Origin of the sequence: Mesorhizobium sp. WSM4906 (assembly GCF_029674625.1) — a bacterium.
Classification (GTDB): domain Bacteria; phylum Pseudomonadota; class Alphaproteobacteria; order Rhizobiales; family Rhizobiaceae; genus Mesorhizobium.
This window is the reverse complement of sequence record NZ_CP121355.1, coordinates 6,432,822-6,450,029: the sequence shown is the minus strand read 5'-3', so window position 1 is coordinate 6,450,029 and position 17,208 is coordinate 6,432,822. Positions and strand designations below refer to the sequence as shown.

General features: G+C 62.4%; 20 protein-coding genes. 12 read left to right on the top strand and 8 right to left on the bottom strand.

Annotated elements, in window-relative coordinates; genetic code table 11:
• The 6 genes from QAZ22_RS31130 to QAZ22_RS31105 form a co-directional block, all read right to left on the bottom strand.
• The gene (locus tag QAZ22_RS31130) at positions 1 to 708 is read right to left on the bottom strand and encodes an NAD(P)H-dependent oxidoreductase (RefSeq protein ID WP_278204730.1); all 708 of its coding nucleotides are present in this window, start codon (positions 706 to 708) and stop codon (positions 1 to 3) included.
• 27 nt (positions 709 to 735) lie between these two features.
• Entirely contained in the window at positions 736 to 1,212 is a 477-nt protein-coding gene (locus QAZ22_RS31125; protein WP_278204729.1) for a DoxX family protein, read from the bottom strand.
• Between the two features lie 11 nt (positions 1,213 to 1,223).
• Entirely contained in the window at positions 1,224 to 2,009 is a 786-nt protein-coding gene (locus QAZ22_RS31120) for a DNA-binding domain-containing protein (RefSeq protein WP_278204728.1), read from the bottom strand.
• A complete protein-coding gene (locus tag QAZ22_RS31115) occupies positions 1,996 to 3,021 on the bottom strand; it encodes a DUF692 domain-containing protein (RefSeq protein ID WP_278204727.1) in 1,026 nt (341 codons plus the stop codon). The genes QAZ22_RS31120 and QAZ22_RS31115 overlap by 14 nt, the downstream gene beginning before the upstream one ends.
• A 43-nt stretch (positions 3,022 to 3,064) precedes the next feature.
• A complete protein-coding gene (locus tag QAZ22_RS31110; protein ID WP_278204726.1) occupies positions 3,065 to 3,334 on the bottom strand; it encodes a DUF2282 domain-containing protein in 270 nt (89 codons plus the stop codon).
• 235 nt (positions 3,335 to 3,569) lie between these two features.
• Positions 3,570 to 4,427 carry a hypothetical protein gene (locus tag QAZ22_RS31105; RefSeq protein WP_278204725.1) on the bottom strand — a complete coding sequence of 286 codons (858 nt, stop codon included), beginning with the start codon at positions 4,425 to 4,427 and terminating at the stop codon, positions 3,570 to 3,572.
• A 237-nt stretch (positions 4,428 to 4,664) separates the two neighbouring features.
• Between QAZ22_RS31105 and QAZ22_RS31100 the strand changes: the two genes are divergently transcribed.
• The 6 genes from QAZ22_RS31100 to QAZ22_RS31075 all read left to right on the top strand — a co-directional run bounded on the left by QAZ22_RS31100 (position 4,665) and on the right by QAZ22_RS31075 (position 9,118).
• Positions 4,665 to 4,919: a hypothetical protein gene (locus QAZ22_RS31100; RefSeq protein ID WP_278204724.1), complete on the top strand. Its 255-nt coding sequence runs from the start codon at positions 4,665 to 4,667 to the stop codon at positions 4,917 to 4,919.
• A gap of 190 nt (positions 4,920 to 5,109) precedes the next feature.
• Complete coding sequence (locus tag QAZ22_RS31095; protein WP_278204723.1) at positions 5,110 to 5,385, top strand: hypothetical protein; 276 nt, start codon at positions 5,110 to 5,112, stop codon at positions 5,383 to 5,385.
• A 171-nt stretch (positions 5,386 to 5,556) separates the two neighbouring features.
• Positions 5,557 to 6,471 (top strand): LysR family transcriptional regulator, encoded by a 915-nt coding sequence (locus tag QAZ22_RS31090; RefSeq protein WP_041002773.1) that lies wholly within the window; start codon positions 5,557 to 5,559, stop codon positions 6,469 to 6,471.
• A gap of 292 nt (positions 6,472 to 6,763) precedes the next feature.
• Positions 6,764 to 7,264 carry a cupin gene (locus tag QAZ22_RS31085; protein WP_278204722.1) on the top strand — a complete coding sequence of 167 codons (501 nt, stop codon included), beginning with the start codon at positions 6,764 to 6,766 and terminating at the stop codon, positions 7,262 to 7,264.
• Positions 7,265 to 7,352: 88 nt separating this feature from the next.
• Positions 7,353 to 8,555 (top strand): MFS transporter, encoded by a 1,203-nt coding sequence (locus tag QAZ22_RS31080; protein WP_278204721.1) that lies wholly within the window; start codon positions 7,353 to 7,355, stop codon positions 8,553 to 8,555.
• Positions 8,556 to 8,653: 98 nt separating this feature from the next.
• A complete protein-coding gene (locus tag QAZ22_RS31075; RefSeq protein ID WP_278204720.1) occupies positions 8,654 to 9,118 on the top strand; it encodes a DUF302 domain-containing protein in 465 nt (154 codons plus the stop codon).
• Positions 9,119 to 9,179: 61 nt separating this feature from the next.
• On the opposite strand, the gene QAZ22_RS31070 is transcribed toward QAZ22_RS31075, so the two are convergent.
• Positions 9,180 to 10,091: a LysR family transcriptional regulator gene (locus QAZ22_RS31070; RefSeq protein WP_278075414.1), complete on the bottom strand. Its 912-nt coding sequence runs from the start codon at positions 10,089 to 10,091 to the stop codon at positions 9,180 to 9,182.
• 273 nt (positions 10,092 to 10,364) lie between these two features.
• On the opposite strand from QAZ22_RS31070, the gene QAZ22_RS31065 reads away from it, so the two are divergent.
• From QAZ22_RS31065 to QAZ22_RS31040, 6 genes are all read left to right on the top strand, one after another.
• Positions 10,365 to 11,147, top strand: coding sequence for a 3-hydroxybutyrate dehydrogenase (locus QAZ22_RS31065; RefSeq protein WP_278207998.1), 783 nt, complete (start codon positions 10,365 to 10,367; stop codon positions 11,145 to 11,147).
• A 22-nt stretch (positions 11,148 to 11,169) separates the two neighbouring features.
• Positions 11,170 to 12,321, top strand: a complete 1,152-nt coding sequence (locus tag QAZ22_RS31060) for a patatin-like phospholipase family protein (RefSeq protein WP_278204719.1) — start codon at positions 11,170 to 11,172, stop codon at positions 12,319 to 12,321.
• A gap of 30 nt (positions 12,322 to 12,351) precedes the next feature.
• Positions 12,352 to 13,746 (top strand): NAD(P)/FAD-dependent oxidoreductase, encoded by a 1,395-nt coding sequence (locus QAZ22_RS31055; RefSeq protein ID WP_278204718.1) that lies wholly within the window; start codon positions 12,352 to 12,354, stop codon positions 13,744 to 13,746.
• A gap of 239 nt (positions 13,747 to 13,985) precedes the next feature.
• On the top strand, positions 13,986 to 14,207 hold the full coding sequence (locus QAZ22_RS31050; protein ID WP_278204717.1) for an FAD-dependent oxidoreductase: 222 nt from the start codon (positions 13,986 to 13,988) through the stop codon (positions 14,205 to 14,207).
• A 79-nt stretch (positions 14,208 to 14,286) separates the two neighbouring features.
• Entirely contained in the window at positions 14,287 to 15,333 is a 1,047-nt protein-coding gene (locus QAZ22_RS31045) for an NAD(P)/FAD-dependent oxidoreductase (RefSeq protein ID WP_347566931.1), read from the top strand.
• Between the two features lie 140 nt (positions 15,334 to 15,473).
• Entirely contained in the window at positions 15,474 to 16,178 is a 705-nt protein-coding gene (locus QAZ22_RS31040; protein WP_278204715.1) for a peroxiredoxin-like family protein, read from the top strand.
• Here the strand turns inward: QAZ22_RS31040 and QAZ22_RS31035 are convergent.
• Positions 16,162 to 17,067 (bottom strand): LysR family transcriptional regulator, encoded by a 906-nt coding sequence (locus tag QAZ22_RS31035; protein WP_278204714.1) that lies wholly within the window; start codon positions 17,065 to 17,067, stop codon positions 16,162 to 16,164. The two genes, QAZ22_RS31040 and QAZ22_RS31035, sit on opposite strands and share 17 nt — an antisense overlap.
• Positions 17,068 to 17,208 lie beyond the last annotated feature (141 nt).

Here is a 17,208-nt window from a genome sequence, read left to right as displayed (position 1 = left end):
TCACGTCGACTTCAAAACATGCATATCATCGAACTCCGCAAGCTTCGGATACGCGATGGTCGGAGCATGAGCGAGGCTGAGGACGCGTTCACGGTAGCGATCGAGGCACGTCTGGCGCTCATCGTCGCCGATGCGCGCTGGTGCGTGCACCAGAAACGGCTCGATCACCGTGAAGCCGACAAAGTAGAGCATGCCGTGGTTGATTGGGAACAGGATCTCGGCGATTGGGCCGTTCAGGCCGCGGCTGGAATAGATCGGCGGCGGTCCGCCGATCGTGACGGAGCACATGGCGCGCTTTCCTGCGAAGACGCCGCGGTCATACCATTTGCCGCCGCCATAAATGCGGCCACCTGACGCGAACACCCGGTCGACCCAGCCCTTGAGGATCGCCGGCACCCCGAACCACCAGAGCGGAAACTGCAGGATCAACGCATCGCACCAGAAAAGCTTGTCCATCTCCGCCTGGATGTCTGGAGCGAACCCGTCGTGGGCAGCCGCATTCGCCTCCTCGGCCTGCTGGCGGTAGTAGTTCGCATCGCGCACGGTCGTGAAGTTGCGGCGGTCCGATACCAGATTGAAGCCCATGGCGTAGAGATCGGAGACGACGACCTCGTGTCCCGCCATGGACAACGCCTCCTGCGCGGCGCGGGTCAGGGCGCCATTGAAGCTGTCGGGCTCGGGGTGGGCGTGGACGATGAAGATGCGCACCGTGCTTTTCCCACCCGGTCGGAATGTTCATTTTCTGGATGCCGAAAGGGCTCGCTCGGCGACATAGTCGAGCGAGAAGACACCGGCGCCGCGTGCCAGCACCAGAAGCAGCAGCGACGCCCACAGCAGATGCTCCGCCCAGTTCTCTGGATAGACGAAGATCTGGATGACGGAGACCACGCCGATCAGCATCAGCGCGCCGAGACGCGAGAAGGCCCCAAAGAAGACCAGAACCAAGCCCGTGAGTTCGGCGGCGGTCGCCAATGGCGCCGCGATCGACGGATCGATGAATGGCAGATTGTATTCGTTGGCGAACAGCTGCAGCGTCACCGGCCAGGATGCCAGCTTGCTCTGCGCCGATTGCCAGAAGACATGGGCCACCGCCACGCGCGCGGCGAGCTGAACCAATGAGAACGGAATGTGTTCGGGCAGCTTGATGATACGCCTGTAGAGGCCGACAAAGCCGGCTGGGTTGGACGAGGATTGCTCCGATATTGCGGTCATGACCGTCTCCGTCAGTTTGAGGGGGAATTCGAGGCGACCCGCACGTCGGTGACGAGCCTGTCGCGGAACAGACGCACAAGGGCCGAAACCAGGTCGAAGGCCGGGTCGAGGGCCAAGGCGCGGCCAGTGGCATGCTCGAGGCCCAAACCGTGCTTCAGCGAATGCCAGAAGGCGAAGCTCGCGCGGTCGAGCAGAAAAAGCCGCACGTAGTTTCCCGATCGCCACAACGCCACGCGTTCGGGGCGCCTTACCCAGGTGATGGTTTCGTCGACCGCCGTCTCCTGTTGATGCGCCATCCATACCGACAGGATCGACCGGTGCGAGACGATCAGGCGCAGCGAGGGTTGGAGCAGGATATCCGGCGAGAGCCCGAGGTCGGTGTTGTCGTATTCTGCGAGGCTGCGGGCCGGCAGCGAAGCCGTATCGAGCGCCTCGGCGATGGCCCATTCGAGCCTTGCCGTTTCGGCGACGATCGGCATGTCGGACAGCGTGTCGATCGTCTTGAGGAAGCGCGGGAAGCCGGCGCCATAGCGCGCAAGGCGCGATTCAACCGGCGGATGGCGTCGAATGAACTCGCTCGCCGCATAGCGGAAGAACCGTTCGTCCACCAGGCGAACGGTGACAGGAAACACCGCCATCAGCACCGCGGTGAGCGAGCTGCGCGTGTTGTTCTGGTAGATGCGCAGGCGCGCCAGTGGATCGGCCTTGCCGGCAGTCAGCATTTTCGCGAAAATTATCGGTTCGGTGGCAAGCACCGAGCGCGCCATGGTGGTCTGCAGATATTCAAGCGGCAACATCGTATCTTCCCTCTATCGGCGTTAAGGCGTTCGACATGGCAGGTCCGGCCTTGGCGGCAGCGAATGCCGCGAGAACAGGCATGCTGGTCGTCACGTTTTCAAAGGGAGTGGGGGACACCGGTCGGGGCGTGGCTGCCGCGGCCTGTCTTGCTGCCTGCCTGCGATTGAACATGATCGAAGCGGTCAGCATGTCGGCCCACATGGCTTCGCCAAGCAGCACATCGAGAACCGGAACGTCGGTGTCCCACTCGATCAACGTCGGGCGCGGCCCGAGCCGATCTATGGCGTGCTCATAGAGAGCCCAAACGACCGGTGGAACGCGAGAGCCATGGTCGTCGATGAGCACCGTGTCGGCCCCGACCCGGTTGGTCGCATGGCCGGCGAGATGGATTTCACCGATAGCCTGCTCAGGCAGCGCGTCGATGAAGGCCTTGGCGTCATACTGCAGGTTGTGCGCCGAAACATGGACGTTGTTGACGTCCAGCAGCAGGCCGCAGCCGGTCCACTCAACGAGCTCGGCCAGGAACTCGGCCTCGTTCATCGAGGAGTCCGCAAACGCGACATAGGCAGACAGATTTTCGATCAGCACCTGCCGCTTCAACGTTTCCTGGACGGCATCGACATTGCGCGCGACGATCTCCAGCGCTTCTTCGTCGTAGCGCAGAGGCAGCAGATCGTTGAGATAGGCGCCGTCGGCGACGCTCCAGGCCAGATGCTCGGAAACGAGATCGGGCTGGAAGCGCTCACAGACCCTGCGCAGTCGCTCCAGATGATCGCGGTCCAAGCCTCGCGCGCTGCCCAGCGACAGGCCGACGCCATGCACCGAGAGCGGATAGGTCTGGCGCAGCCGCTCCAGCGCCTCGACGCCCGCGCCGTCCCCCATGTAGTTCTCGGCATGAACCTCCAGCCAGCCGGCCGAGGGCCGCCGCGTCAGCATTTCGTTGATGTGGGGGGAGCGAAGACCGATGCCCGCCGATGCGGGGATCGCGAGGGGCTGAAACGCACGGGACATCGGTCTGCTCCATTCTGGAGGGTTGGCAAGAAGTCTGGATCGTTCAGGCTTTCGGTTTGTCGCTGCCGCCCGCGATCTTGGCGCAGCTGCCGGCGGGCACGTAGAGCCAGGAATCCGGCTGGTTGTCGGCGGTCGCGGTGCCGGCGCAGGAATGCGTCGCGGTCTGGCAGTCGTTCTGGCCCGCCTTGACGACGCCGTAGCACTTCTCGAAGGCGAAGCTGGGCTTGGCGGCGGGGCCGCTATAGGCCGCCGTCGCGGCAAGCGAAGTGGCGGCCGCGAGGGCCGATCCGATGAGGGTCTTGGTGTTGATCACAGGCTTGTCTCCTGGTTGGCGTTTCGAGGGAAAGACCGGCCTTCGGGCCTGTCTGCAAAATCAGTCTCTCCGATCGCGATGCCGAGCTGAAATGCTGTCTCGGCATGGAATTGATACGCAGTCACTATGTCCCGGGAGGCGACGCGAAAAAGCCCTCCGGCGGGAGACACCGGAGGGCTTGGCGCCTGCATTCGGGAGTATGCGAAGCAGGCGCGGCTAGGCGGGAGCGAGGCGCCTAGACGTATCGTCTTTCGCAGCCTGCGGCCGAGGTTGCATCGGTGCGGAGGGGATCGTCGGCAAGCCAGTCTGCTGCACGCTGCCGCCCCCTGTCGCGCATGTCGGTCAGTTCGCCCCAGTCGATCCACGGCCGCAGGAGCAGCGGAGCTCCGGCACGGTATCGACTGTCGAATATGGTGTGAACCGGCGCACATTTGGTCACGCAATGACTGGCTGCGAGGCTGCGGTCCGGACACGGTGTGGTGAACACGGACGGTCTGCCGGTGACAACCAGGCGATGGCGAGCTTCAGGTGATAGGACAGGTGGCGACTGCAAAACGTCGCCGTCACCCCAATAAATGTCGCCGTCGATCTCGACAGGCAGCGAGAGGAAGGGGATCGTAGCCGCCGCCACGATCGCATCGATGGACAACTGGTCGCTTGTGAATACCTTCATCGCATCCGTGCGCGCGTTGACGACCATGACGCCAAGTTTCACCGGGCAGTCTTCGTCACGGATTTGCTCGAGGTCGATTGACTGTTCCAGGACGGATCGAAGCAGGCTGGCTCTGCCGTCGGCGAAAATCGAGGCGTGGCTGACGCGCCGCCAGAAATTGGCGAGTGCCGTCCGCGCGCCGCGCCTGCCGCCGACGCTCAAGCCATAGGCAAAGACCGCCGCCTCCATCGCTGCAAAGCCCGACGCGGTGACGCCGCTGACGCTGCAGCTCGGCTCGTCCAGCAGGCGATCGAGCACGCCCCAGACGAAAGCGCCATGTGCATCGTTTGCCAGCACGATGTCGATCGTCCGGTTTTCCACACCAAGATCCGCGACTGACGCGATGGCCTGGTCTGTTCTCATTGCGGGCTGGGTAAGCATCGTTTGGTCTCCATCCCAAGATCGTCGACAAGGCGACTGGAGAGAGACTGCCGCATCTTCTTGTTCAGCCGAAATGCCAAGGTGGCATGAAGTCCATAGGCAGATTGCATTGGCTGCCGGTCCTCGCGCGCCGCACTCTTCCTCCGATCAGGCCAGACGATGAACGTTGCTTTGGCGCCGTTGCTGGAGCCGCGGCCTGGAACCGGAGGACAAATGATGAGAGCAAAACTCACCTGCATGGCGGCGCTTGCCATGAGTCTTGGCGCAAATCCGGCGTCCGCCGACCCCTTCAGCGATCTTGCCGCATTGCCGACGTTCTACACGGACGCCGCGATGAAGACGATGAAACCTATGACTGGGTTCAAGAAGGCCTGGTTCGCCATGCCGAAGCACGACCGCGTCAAGATGACGAAGGCGTGCAACGACCCGGCGATGAGCAAGCCCCACGCCCGGTTTTGCGCCAATGTGCTTGCTTTGGGCGGAGCCAATTAGCGGTGCTCGCCGAGCACCCTCGGAATGCAGACCCGGCATAAACTCCATTCTCAGATGGCATTGGCGAGTTGAGCGCCGGGTCAAGCAAAGTCCATCTCGGCAAGCGGGAACAATAGAGTTCAAAAATGCTGCCGGTCATCAGCGCGGTCGTCAAAGGGGCGATTGCACAACTCCTAAGAAGGATCCAACCATGAATATCAAAGCTATCTGCATCGGCGCATTTGCACTTTCCATGCTCGGCGGCGTCGCGTTCGCCGGCGCGCTCGACGAGCCGTCCAACATGCAGCCCTTCTTCACCGATTCCGGCATGCAGACGATGAAGTCGAGTGCCGATTTCGAGGTCGCGTGGAAAGCCACGCCGAAGACCACCCAGGACGCGATGATGAAGGAATGCAACGACGCCGCCATGAGCAAACCGCACGCCCAGTTCTGCGCCCAGCTCTTCGCCCTCGGCCACCACAGCTGATACTCCCGGACGGTGACCATTATCGGACGCTTCGATGGCGGGTCTCTTGTTCCGCCATCTGTCATGACGAAACGCTATCGACTTTATAGCCCCCCTGCATTGGCGTGATGGAATGCATTGCGGCAGGGTTCGAGCCAGCAGATGCACCGATGCAGTTGAGGGACGACCCGCATGGACATTCATCACATCCGCTACTTCCTGGCCGTGTGCGAGACACGAAACTTCACGCGCGCCGGCGAGAAGTGCAACGTCACCCAGCCGGCGCTGTCTCGCGCAATCCAACAGCTGGAGGATGAAGTCGGCGGCTTGCTGTTTCGCCGCGAAAGAAACTTGACACATCTGACGGATCTGGGTGCGCTTCTTCGGCCACGGTTTCAGCAGATACTCGACGAGGTGACCGGCGTTCGGCAGGAGGCATCGAGGTTCCTGTGCCTGGAAAACGCAAATCTGAAGGTCGGGGTCATGTGCACCATTGGCCCGCGTCGGTTCACCGGTCTGCTGGCGGACTTCAACAGGCGCCAGCAGGGCATTCAGTTGCAACTGGTGGAAGGCGTGCCAGCCTCTTTGTCGCAATTGCTGGAAGCGGGTGAAATCGATGTTGCCATCATGGCGTCCAGCAACAGTTTTCCGGAACGCTTCGACGTCACTCCGCTCTATCGGGAGCGGTTCGTTCTGGCCTTCCCCAACGGCCATCGGCTGGCCCGCAACGACAATGTCGCCATCTCCGAGCTCGACGGCGAGAACTATCTGAGACGCCTGAACTGCGAGTATCGGGACTACCTTGCCGGCCTCTGCAATGAGCGTGGCGTGAAGCTCAGGATTTCCTACGCCAGCGAACGCGAGGACTGGATCCAGAACATGGTTTCCGGCGGGCTCGGGATTTGTTTCATCCCGGAGTTCAGCGCCGTTATCCCAGGTCTGCAAATCAGGCCCGTCATCGATCCTGAAGTCTGGCGGGAGGTCTCGCTGGTCGTCGTGGCGGGGCGCCGGTTCTCGCCGGCGACGTCGACTTTCGTGAACAGCGTCAAGGCGCACAGCTGGCCGGAAAGCGGCATCGACCTGTCGGTCAGGAAGACCGCTGCGTAAAGCATGTCTCCCGAAAGTGGGAACCGGTTTCGGGACAAAGCATGCGCAAAATCAAAAGCCTAAAGCGGGGAGCGAATCCGAAGGATCGCGACGCGCTTTAGCAGATCGAAGTGAAAGTCCAAATCCGCGACTGACTTCGTTGCGGAGATGATCGCGTTGGTGCGGTCACCCGCTATAGTTTTCAGGTATCGATTTAAGAGCCAGTCAGCATTTCTCTTTCTCCGAGGCTCCAGTCACTCTCCTTGCCATGCCCCGCCTCCCGCGATTGGGCACCGAAAAAGGAGAAATAGACATGGCTTCCAGGACTATTGCATTGCAGGCGCCGCTGAAGCTGGCGCTGACACTCGGGCTTCTTACCGCGACCGCTGCGTTTTCCGCAGCCCCGGCTTCCGCCGGCGACTGCCCCGCCGGTCAGGCCGCTACGGCCGACATCCAGGACCATCCCAGCAAGCCGGTCGGCGTGACCGATACGGTCCTTTCCGCAATCGATCTCAGCTCGAACGGCGAAGCCTGGAAGGGCAACATGTTGCGTCTGCGCAAGCTCGTCGTTCAGCCGGGCGGCGTCGTGCCGTGGCATGAGCACACGGTTCGTCCCGCCAACATCATCGTCGTCGAAGGCTCGATCACTGAGTACGCCAGCACCTGCAAGGTCGGCATCGAGCATGCGGCCGGCGACGTGACCGCCGAGTTCGGTCAGCTCGCCCACTGGTGGAAGAACAACGGCAAGGTTCCGGCCGTGCTCTATTCCGCCGACATCCTGCCGCCTGCGATGCACAACGATCACATGATGTGATCCCCGCCTTGGGCGAACTCTTCCCGACCGCAATCGAAAGCGCGTCCTCGGGCGATCGCCTGGGGACGTGGCGAAACGGAGTGCTGCCATGACGACAACCGAACACACCGAACCGACAGCGCTGCGCATGGCAGCCGCAGACGGCTGGCGTTTCGGCATCATTGCGATGATCGCATTTTTGACGCTTGTCGATCTCTTCGCCACCCAGGCCATTCTGCCTTCGCTGGTGGTCAGGTTCGGCGTCAGCCGCGCCACCATGGGATTTGCCGTCAACGCCAGCACGTTCGGCATGGCGCTCGCCGGCATCGCAGTCGCGCTTTTCGGGCAAGGGCTCGATCGCCGCAACGGCATCTGGATGAGCCTCGTGGCACTGGCTGTCCCGACGACGCTGTTGTCGCAGACCGACAGCGTCGTCGTCTTCGCCCTGCTGCGCGTGGCGCAAGGCCTGTGCATGTCGACCGCCTTCACGCTGACGATGGCCTATCTCGCCGAGCATTTCTCGTCGCGGCAGGCAACAGGCGCGCTCGCCGCCTATGTGACCGGCAATGTCGCGAGCAACTTCTTTGGGCGGCTTATGTCCGCCGCTGTCGCCGACACGTTCGGCATCTCCACGAATTTCCTCACATTCGCCGCCCTCAACCTGATCGGCGCGGCGCTTGTTTGGGCGACGCTGCAAAAGACTTCCCGAATGATGCGCGCGAGCGTCGACGGCGGCCATTCACGCAGTGCCTGGAAAGGCCTTTTGGCAAACGCCGAGCTGCGCGCCTGCTTCGGTATCGGTTTCCTCATTCTGTTCGTCTTCATCGGAACTTTCACCTATGTGAACTTCCAGTTGGTTGCGGCGCCTTTGTCGCTGACTCCGATGGCGCTGGGCGCGGTCTATTTCGTCTTCCTGCCGTCGATGCTGACCACTCCGCTCGCCGGGCGTGTGGCCTCGGGTCTCGGTCCGAGGGTAGGGGTTGGCGCAACGCTTGGGCTGGCGATTGCCGGCCTGCTTCTGCTGCTCACACCCAAACTTCCCATTGTCCTTGCCGGGATGGCGCTGGTCGCCATCGGCACCTTCCTGGCGCAGGCGATCGCCACCGGACATGTCAGCCGAACGGCATCGCGCGACCGCGCCGCGGCAAGCGGGATCTATCTCGCGTCCTACTATGCGGGAGGGCTCGCCGGCAGCTTCGTCATCGGACAGATCTATGACCGGATTGGCTGGACGGCCTGCGTGGCCGCGCTGGCGGCAGTCCTTGTGGCCGCGATTGCGGTCGCGCGGGCACTGAAGACACCAACAACATGACGATCGGAAAGCGATCGGCCGTGAGGCCATCCGCTCTGGCGAGATCGCGCAAAGAATCTCAATGAACTAGCCAACCACTGACCCCAACGGAGACTGAGATGACTACCTACCTGAAAACCCTGATCACCGGTGCCGCCATGCTGATGGCGGTCGTCCTCCCGGCGGCCGCCTCGGACGGCGTCGTCACGGTGAAGAGCGACTATTCCGTCGCCGAGACCGTCGCCCGCATCAAGAAGGACGTCCTCAAGAAGGGCCTCATGTTCTTCGGCGTGATCGACCAGGCAAAGCTCGGCAACAAAGCCGGCAACGACGTCAAGCCGTCGCGGCTCGTGATGTTCGGCAATCCGGCGCTCGGCACGACTTTCATCACCTCGAATCCCGAGGCCGGCCTGGACTGGCCGGTGCGCGTGCTGGTCTACCAGACCGGAAACGGCGCGGTTTACGCCGCCTACAGCGATTTCGATTGGATTGCTAAACGGCACGGCATCACCGACCGCAGTGCGCAGTTCAAAATGGCGACCGAGGTCATTCAGTCCGTGACCTCGTCGATCAGGAAAAACTGATCGGCGCGACGCGCTGGAAGTCCTTCGAACCCTGCGAGGCTGCCTGTATCGCGCGGCGAAGTCACTCGGCGGCGGATAATGCCTTTGCCCGCTCGCCGAACCATTTCTTCTGGGTGGCTTCGCGGACCAGCGCGCCGACCGCCGGCGAATGCCTGCGGCCGCGCACCGTGACGAGATTGACGTCGCGCCAGAATTCCGGCTCGGTGATCGGCAATGCCGCTACGCCCGGGTGCTTGGCGGTGTGCTCGGGCATGAACCCGAAACCGAGTCCGGCCGCGATCATGGCGAGTGTCCAGTCGTCGCGGTCGCTCCAATAGACGGGGCTGACCGTGACGCCCTGCTGGGCAAGGATGGCATCAGCGTAGCCGGCAAATTCGCAGTTGTTGCGGTGAATGTAGCTTTCATTGCTCATGTCCTTCACCCGCACGACCCGCTGATTGGCCAGACGATGAGCCAGATGGACCGCCATCACCATCTGCTCGCGAAACAGCGGCAGCGCGTGCACTTCCTCGTCGGGAACGTCCGAAGGCAATGCGTAGATGGCGGCCTCGAGATCGCCTTCGAGCAGCCTTCGCCGGAGGCTCGCGGCGTCTGAATCGCAAAGGTGGAGTTCCACGCCGGGGTGATGGCCACGAACAGCCGCGATCAGTTCGATGATTTCGTCCGGAGCGATCGTGCTCATGATGCCAAGCCTGAGCGGCATCCTTTTCAGGTTCACATACTGCTCGGCAATCTGCTTTGCCTGGCGGGAGTTCTCGAACACGCCCTCGAGATACGTCTCCACCATGCGGCCGAGCTCGGTGAGATGGGTGAAGCGGCGCTCGCGGTGGAAAAGCGCCCCGCCGAATTCATCCTCCAGCAGCTTGATGGCGCGCGAAAGCGCCGGCTGCGTGACGTTGCACTGCTCGGCCGCCCTGGTGAAATTCAGCTCCTTGGCGACGGCCAAGAAATATCTGACCTGGCTGATTTCCACTGCACGCTTCCCCTGGAACGTGCTTGCCGCACGGCCCGCGTTGCCGGGCGATCTTACTAGCTGCCCCAAGGTCAAACAACCCAGCTTGCGGAGCTGCCTCGTGGCCACGCCGATCACACCGCCAGCTATCGAATCCATGTCTCAACGGCATTTCCGCAGCTTCGGGAGGCTCGCCATACTGATCGCGAGAACCACGAACGGTGGGCTTGCCGTCCGTCGTTCGCAACCGGTGGCAGCTCACTGCGGCCACGGCTTCGACAGAAGGAAACGATGATGCTCACAGGAAAGACGGCTCTCATCACAGGTTCGACCAGCGGCATCGGGCAAGGCATCGCCGAGGCCTTCGCGGCCAAGGGCTGCAACGTCATTCTGAACGGTTTCGGCGATGCCGCCGAGATCGAGCTGCTTCGGTCGAGGCTCGCCGCCGACCACGGGGTGACCGTGCGCTACGACAATGCCGACATGAGCAAAGGCGCGGCGATTACCGCGATGATGGACAAGGCCATCGCCGAATTCGGCGCGGTCGACATCCTGGTCAACAACGCCGGCATTCAGCACGTGGCGCCGATCGATGATTTCCCGATCGAGAAGTGGGAAGCGGTCGTGGCGATCGACCTCATTTCGTCCTTCTACACGATCCGCCGTGCTCTGCAGGCGATGAAGGCGCGCAAATGGGGCCGCATCATCAATGTCGCGTCCGCCCACGCCCTTGTCGCCTCGCCATACAAATCCGCCTATGTCGCCGCCAAGCACGGCATGGCCGGCCTGACCAAGACGGTCGCGCTCGAGGTTGCCGAACAGGGCATAACGGTCAATGCCGTCTGTCCCGGCTACGTGCTCACGCCGCTGGTCGAAAAGCAGATCCCGGATACGGCCAGGGCCCGCGGGATCAGCGAAGAGCAGGTGATCAAGGATGTTCTGTTGGCTGCGCAGCCGACCAAGCAGTTCGTGACGGTGGAGCAGGTCGCAGCGCTCTGCCTTTTCCTGGCGTCGGACGACGCGGCCTCGATCACCGGCGCCATCATGCCGATCGAAGGCGGCTGGACAGCTCATTAGACCGGCACGAGGAGCGAAAGCCATGAACAAGTTCACGCGAAACCAGCCCGTTTCCGAGCCGGCAGTCGAGGTCACAAGCCAAGGCGAGGCCAAACGCCAGACCGTGCTTGTCCTTCAAGGCGGCGGTGCGCTTGGTGCCTATCAGGCCGGCGTCTACCAGGCGCTCGTCGAAGGCGGCATCGAACCGGATTGGGTCATCGGCACGTCGATCGGCGCCATCAATGCCGCGCTGATTGCCGGGAACGAACCGCAAGATCGACTCCCCAGGCTGCGGGAATTCTGGGAAGGCGTCAGCCGGAGCAGCCCAATCGACGAGTTCTTTCGGATGATGGTCCCGAGCAACATCTTCGCCAATACGACCACGCTGATGCGAGGGATACCGGGCTTCTTCGAACCCAACCCGAGCGCGCTGTTCGGGATCAACCGGGAAGTGGGCGTTGAGAACGCCTCCTATTACTCCACGGATCCTCTGAAGAGGACACTCGGCGACCTGGTCGACTTCGACTATCTCAACCGGCGCCATACGCGATTGACAGTCGGCGCCGTCAACGTCAACACCAGCGAACTCAGATACTTCGACAGCAGTCAGATGCCGCTGTCGGCGGCCCACATCATGGCATCGGGCGCCTTGCCGCCGGCCTTTCCGGCGGTTTGCATCGACGGCGAGCCCTATTGGGACGGCGGGGTCTATTCCAATACCCCGATAGAGGTCGTGCTCGACGCGCGACCGCGTCGCGATGCGCTGATCTTCGCGGTCAACATGTGGCAGCCGCGGGGCTCCGAGCCAAAATCGATATGGCAAGTCATGGGGCGGCAGAAAGATCTCCAATACGCCAGCCGTGGCAGAAGCCACGTCGCCCGCCAGGAGCAACTGCATCGGCTCAGGCACGTCGTGCGCGAAATGGGCAAACTCGTCCCGGAGGAGCGACGCGAGGATCCGATGTTCAAGGAACTCGCCTCCTATGGTTGCCCGTCGGTCATGCACCTCGTTCGGCTGCTATCCCCACGCCTCGACGGCGAGGATCACACCAAGGACATCGACTTCACGCGCGCTGGGATCCGCACCCGTTGGCAGGCGGGATACGAGCATGGGCAGCGCGTCCTCTCGCAGAAGCCGTGGGAATGCGAAGTCGACATGCTGCAAGGCATCGTCATCCACGAATCCCAAGAATGAACACTGCCCGAGAAGGAACGGAGAATTCCGATGCAGATCATAACTCCGGGCATGCGGCTAATTCCGGAAGCGGTGCTTGCCAATGACGCAGCGCTTTTCCGCACGATCCCCGAGACACCCTCGCATCGGGACAGATCGCTGCATCGCGTGGTCATCGTCGGCGGCGGCGCCGGAGGGCTGGAACTGGCGACCCGCCTTGGTCGCAAGTTCGGTCAAAGGCGGCTTTCGGTCACGCTGGTCGACCGCAGCCGCACCCATATCTGGAAGCCGCTCCTGCACGAGGTGGCATCGGGCGCCTTGAGCACGTCGCATGACGCCGTCGAATACATCGCTCACGCCAGTCGCAACCACTATCGATACCGTATCGGCGAGGTCGTCGGCGTCGACCGTGCAAAGCGCCAGATCTTCGTCGCGCCCAGCTTCGATGATGACGGCAGGCAGGTCATCCCGCCGCGCGTTCTTGGCTACGACACGTTGGTCATGGCCGTCGGCAGCGTCAGCAACGATTTCGGCACGCCAGGTGCGGCTCGTCACGCCATCTCGCTCGACACGGCGGAGCAGGCCGCTCGTTTCAACAGGCGCATGATAGACGCGTGCCTGCGCGCCAACGCGCAATATGAGCAGCTGTCGCCTGGCCAGCTCCATTGCGTCATCGTCGGCGCGGGAGCCACCGGTGTCGAGCTGGCCGCGGAATTGCATAGATCGATGCGCGAAATTGCCTCGCACAATCTCGACAACATCGATTTCGAGAGGCTGATCCGCATCACCCTCGTCGAGGCCGGACCGCGCATTCTGCCCGCCCTTCCGGAGCACATGGCCCACGCTTCGGCGCGCCTGCTCATCAAGCTGGGTGTGCAGATCCGGTGCGGCATCAAGGTCACCGAAGTCACGGAAGACGGCATCCGGCTTGGCGAAAAGCTGTTCCTGCCGGCCGAACTCGTGGTCTGGGCCGCCGGGATCAAGGCGCCGGATTTCCTCAAAGGTCTCGATGGCCTCGAGACAGATCGCATCAACCGCCTGATCGTGGACGAAACCTTGCGCGCCGTCGGAGACGAGAATGTGTTCGCGATTGGCGACTGCGCGAACTGCGTCCTGCCGGGCGAAGACAGCGCCTTGCCGCCGCGCGCCCAGACAGCCCATCAGCAGGCAGAACACATGGCGAAGGTGGTTGCGGCACGTCTCGCGGGGCAGGCGGCGCCGGCGTATCGCTACCGCGACTATGGTTCCCTCGTATCGCTCGCCGACTACGGTGCGTTCGGCAGCCTGATCGGAGGACTGAAGATCGAAGGTCTCGTTGCGAGGCTTGCCTATCGCTCGCTGCACAAGATGCATCTCAAGACGGTGCATGGCCTGGCGAAGACAACTCTGGCGTCGATCGGCGAGATGATCGTCAGGCGCGCCAGGCCGCGGATCAAGCTTCACTGATGCATGTCGCCCAAAAGTGCACAGCGGTTTTGGGATAACGACATGCATCAAGACAAGGAACGCATGTCGCCCAAAGTGCGCAGCGGTTTTTGGGAGAACGACATGCATCAAACCAAAGAACGCATGTCGCCCAAAAGTGCAAAGCGGTTTTTGGGAGAACGACATGCATCAAAACCAAGACTTGAAGCGCGTCGATCGAATCCGTTTCGACCGGACGCGCTTGGCGCGGAGGCGGTGCGATGGAAAAGTATGACGTCGTCATCCTGGGCGGTGGCAACGCCGGAATGGGCGTCACGGTCGCGACGCGCGCCGCCGGACTTTCCGTCGCTATGGTCGAGGCGCGCGACCTCGGCGGCACCTGCCCCAATCGCGGCTGCACGCCGAAAAAGGTTCTGGTCGCCGCGGCTCATGCGCTCGACGAGATCGACAGGGCCGGCAGTCATGCAAATCACGGCCGATAAGCCGCGGCTCGATTGGCGAGCCTTGATCGAACGGGAAAAGGAGATCATCAGGGATATCCCATCCCGACTGTCCGGATTGATGGCCAAGCGAGGCGTCGATGTCATCTACGGCGAGGCTGCATTCGTCGGCAGCAACGCGATCCGCGTCGATGGCCGTGAGTTCGAGGCCAGGAACATCGTCATCGCCACCGGCTCCAAGCCGCGTCCGCTGCCGATCCCGGGCGCCGAGCATCTGACGACGTCCGACGATGTGCTGAGCGATCCTGTGCTGCCGCGCGCGGTGGTGTTCATCGGCGGCGGCGTCATCGCTTTCGAGCTGGGGCATGTCTATGCGCGCGCCGGCGTCGACGTGACGATCCTCGAGGCCCTGCCGCAACTTCTCGGGGGCTTCGACGCTGATGCCGTTGCCCAGCTCCGCGGCGAGAGCGAGCGGCTCGGTATCGGCATCCACACCAAAGCTTGGGTCAGGAAAGTCGAAGAGGCCGGCGGACGGCTGCGGGTAAGCTTCGCGAAGGACGGCGTCGAATCGGTGGTGGAAGCGGATCGGGTCGTCAACTGCGCAGGGCGGGTGGCCGATGTCGAGGGCCTAGATCTTGGCGCCGGTGTCGTCGTGCACAGAGAAGGCCGTATAGAAATCGACGATCACCTGCGCTCGCGCTCCAATCCCGACGTCTACGTCTGCGGCGACGCGGTATGGAACTCCCCCCAGCTTTCGCCGATAGCGACCTATGAAGGCGGGATCGTCGGCCGCAACATCGTCGACGGACCGAAGCATCGACCCGACTACAGCCATATCCCAGCCTCGCTTTACAGCATTCCGGCTGTGGCAGGCGTTGGACTGACCGAGGCCAAGGCGAGGGAACGGGGCCTTCACGTCAAGATCCATGTGAACGACATGCAAGGATGGCTCTCCGCGAGGACCTATGCGGAGGCGGTTGCATGGTCGAAGATCATCGTCGAGGAGACGACAGATCGGATTGTCGGGGCACATCTGGTAGGCCATGCCGGCGAGGAACTGATCCACATTTTCGCGCTTGCCATGAAACATGCCATCACGGCATCGCAGCTTGCCGACATGGTCTACGGCTTTCCGACTTTTTCAGCCGATATCAGGAACATGTTGTAACAAATTGAGGTCTGGCGGCGAACGGAATACGAACCTCGCCCGCTTTGATGCGTGCAAGGCATCAAAACCATGCAAGAAAAACATGGCCGTGGCCGGGGGGCTTCGATGATAGGCTGCGGCAGATCGATGAAAGCGCAGAAATGGCCGCCGACGACCAGCCCATGACATTTGAACAGGCCGTCCAGGCAGCCGTCGAACTTGATGCGCCTCTCAACGAGCGGCTGGCGGTGATTGCCGCGGCGGTCCGCCGGATCGACGCGAATTTCGCCGATGCGGTAGACCGCCTGGTGGAACGCCTGGAGAAACAGGGTGCCGGAGCGGCGGCGCCAAAGCCCGGCGATGTCATGCCGCCATTCCTTCTGCCGGATGACGAGGGCAGGCTGGTTGGGCTGGCCGACATCCTGCTCCAAGGGCCCGCTGTGGTCACCTTCCAGCGCGGGCATTGGTGCCCTTACTGCCGTTTGAACGCGATCGGCATCGTCGAAGTTCAGCAGGAGATCGTGGCGTTGGGCGGGCAAATCGTGGCGATCATGCCCGAGCGAGGCAAATTCGCCAGGGCGATGAAGGCAGCGGTTGGCGCAAGCTTCCCCTTCCTGACCGATATGGACAATGGCTACGCTCTGTCTCTCAACCTGGCGATTTGGATCGGGGCCGAGATGGAGCGGTTGATGGGCGTTGCCTACGACCTCCCAAGCTACCAGGGCAACTCCAGCTGGTTCCTGCCGATTCCTGCGACCTTCATCGTCGGGACGAACGGCGTCATCACGGATCGCTTTGTCGATCCCGATTACCGCCGACGCATGGACATTGACGATCTGATCACGGCGCTCAGGCGGGCTCGCTGACCCCGAAGGGCGACCAGTCCGCCGACCTCAGCAGGTTGAGCAAGGTCGTAGCGACCGCAGATCTATGCCTGCCGGCAACCGCGTAAACGGAGACGATCCGCGAAACATCGAGATCGCGAAGTTTTAGCCGGCGCGTGTTCGGCGAGCGAGGGGCGGTCAGGGAGACGAATCCAACCCCGGCATTGGCCTCGAGCAGCGCGAGAAGGTCCTGGTCGGTCTCGACTTCGTGCGCGGTTCGAGGGGTGAGGCCTTTCTCGGAGAGACGGCGCGACAATTCCTCGCTTGTCTCCCAATCGATCCGGCTGAGCACGGGTTCCGCGGCAAGCTGAGCCAACGCGACGTCGGCCTCGTTGCGGCGGGCCAGCGGATGGTCGGAATTCACGGCGAGTTCGATTCCTTCCTGGAAAAGTGGCCATGCGTCGAGGCGATCCCAAGCCTGACCCAGGGGGCCGGCAACGGCGAGTTCCACTTCGCCGCCCTTGAGCGCCTCTATGACGGCAACTGGCGAGCCGCGGTGGATCTTGAGATGCACGCCGGGATAAGCCCGGAAAAGTTCGGTGAAGGGCGAGACCAGCAGGGCGATATTGATGCTGTTGGAAATCGTCACGTTGAGCGGCGCGACATCGCTGCTTTGCACTGCCTTGGCAAGCGATTTGGCGGACGTCGCCGCATCATAACATTGCTGCAAAAGGGGCAGCATGCGCCGCCCGAGTTCCGTCAGGTGCGAGTGTTGGCGCTCGCGCCGAAGCAGTTCTCCGCCCAATTCCTCTTCGAGCGTCTTGATGGCTCGCGTCAGCGCGGGCTGGGTGACGTTGCACTCCTCGGCCGCTCTGGTGAAGTTCAACGTACTGGACAGGGCCAGAAAGTAGCGGACCTGCTGCATCTCCATGAAACTTTCGCCCCCTCAGCGAAATGGTCTATCAGCGATGGCGCATATTGGAAGACTAACCCAATTGATCTCATTGAGCAAAGCGGCCGGCGCTGCGGCCGAAGTGCTTCTTTTGCGATATGGGATTCCGACGAACGGCAT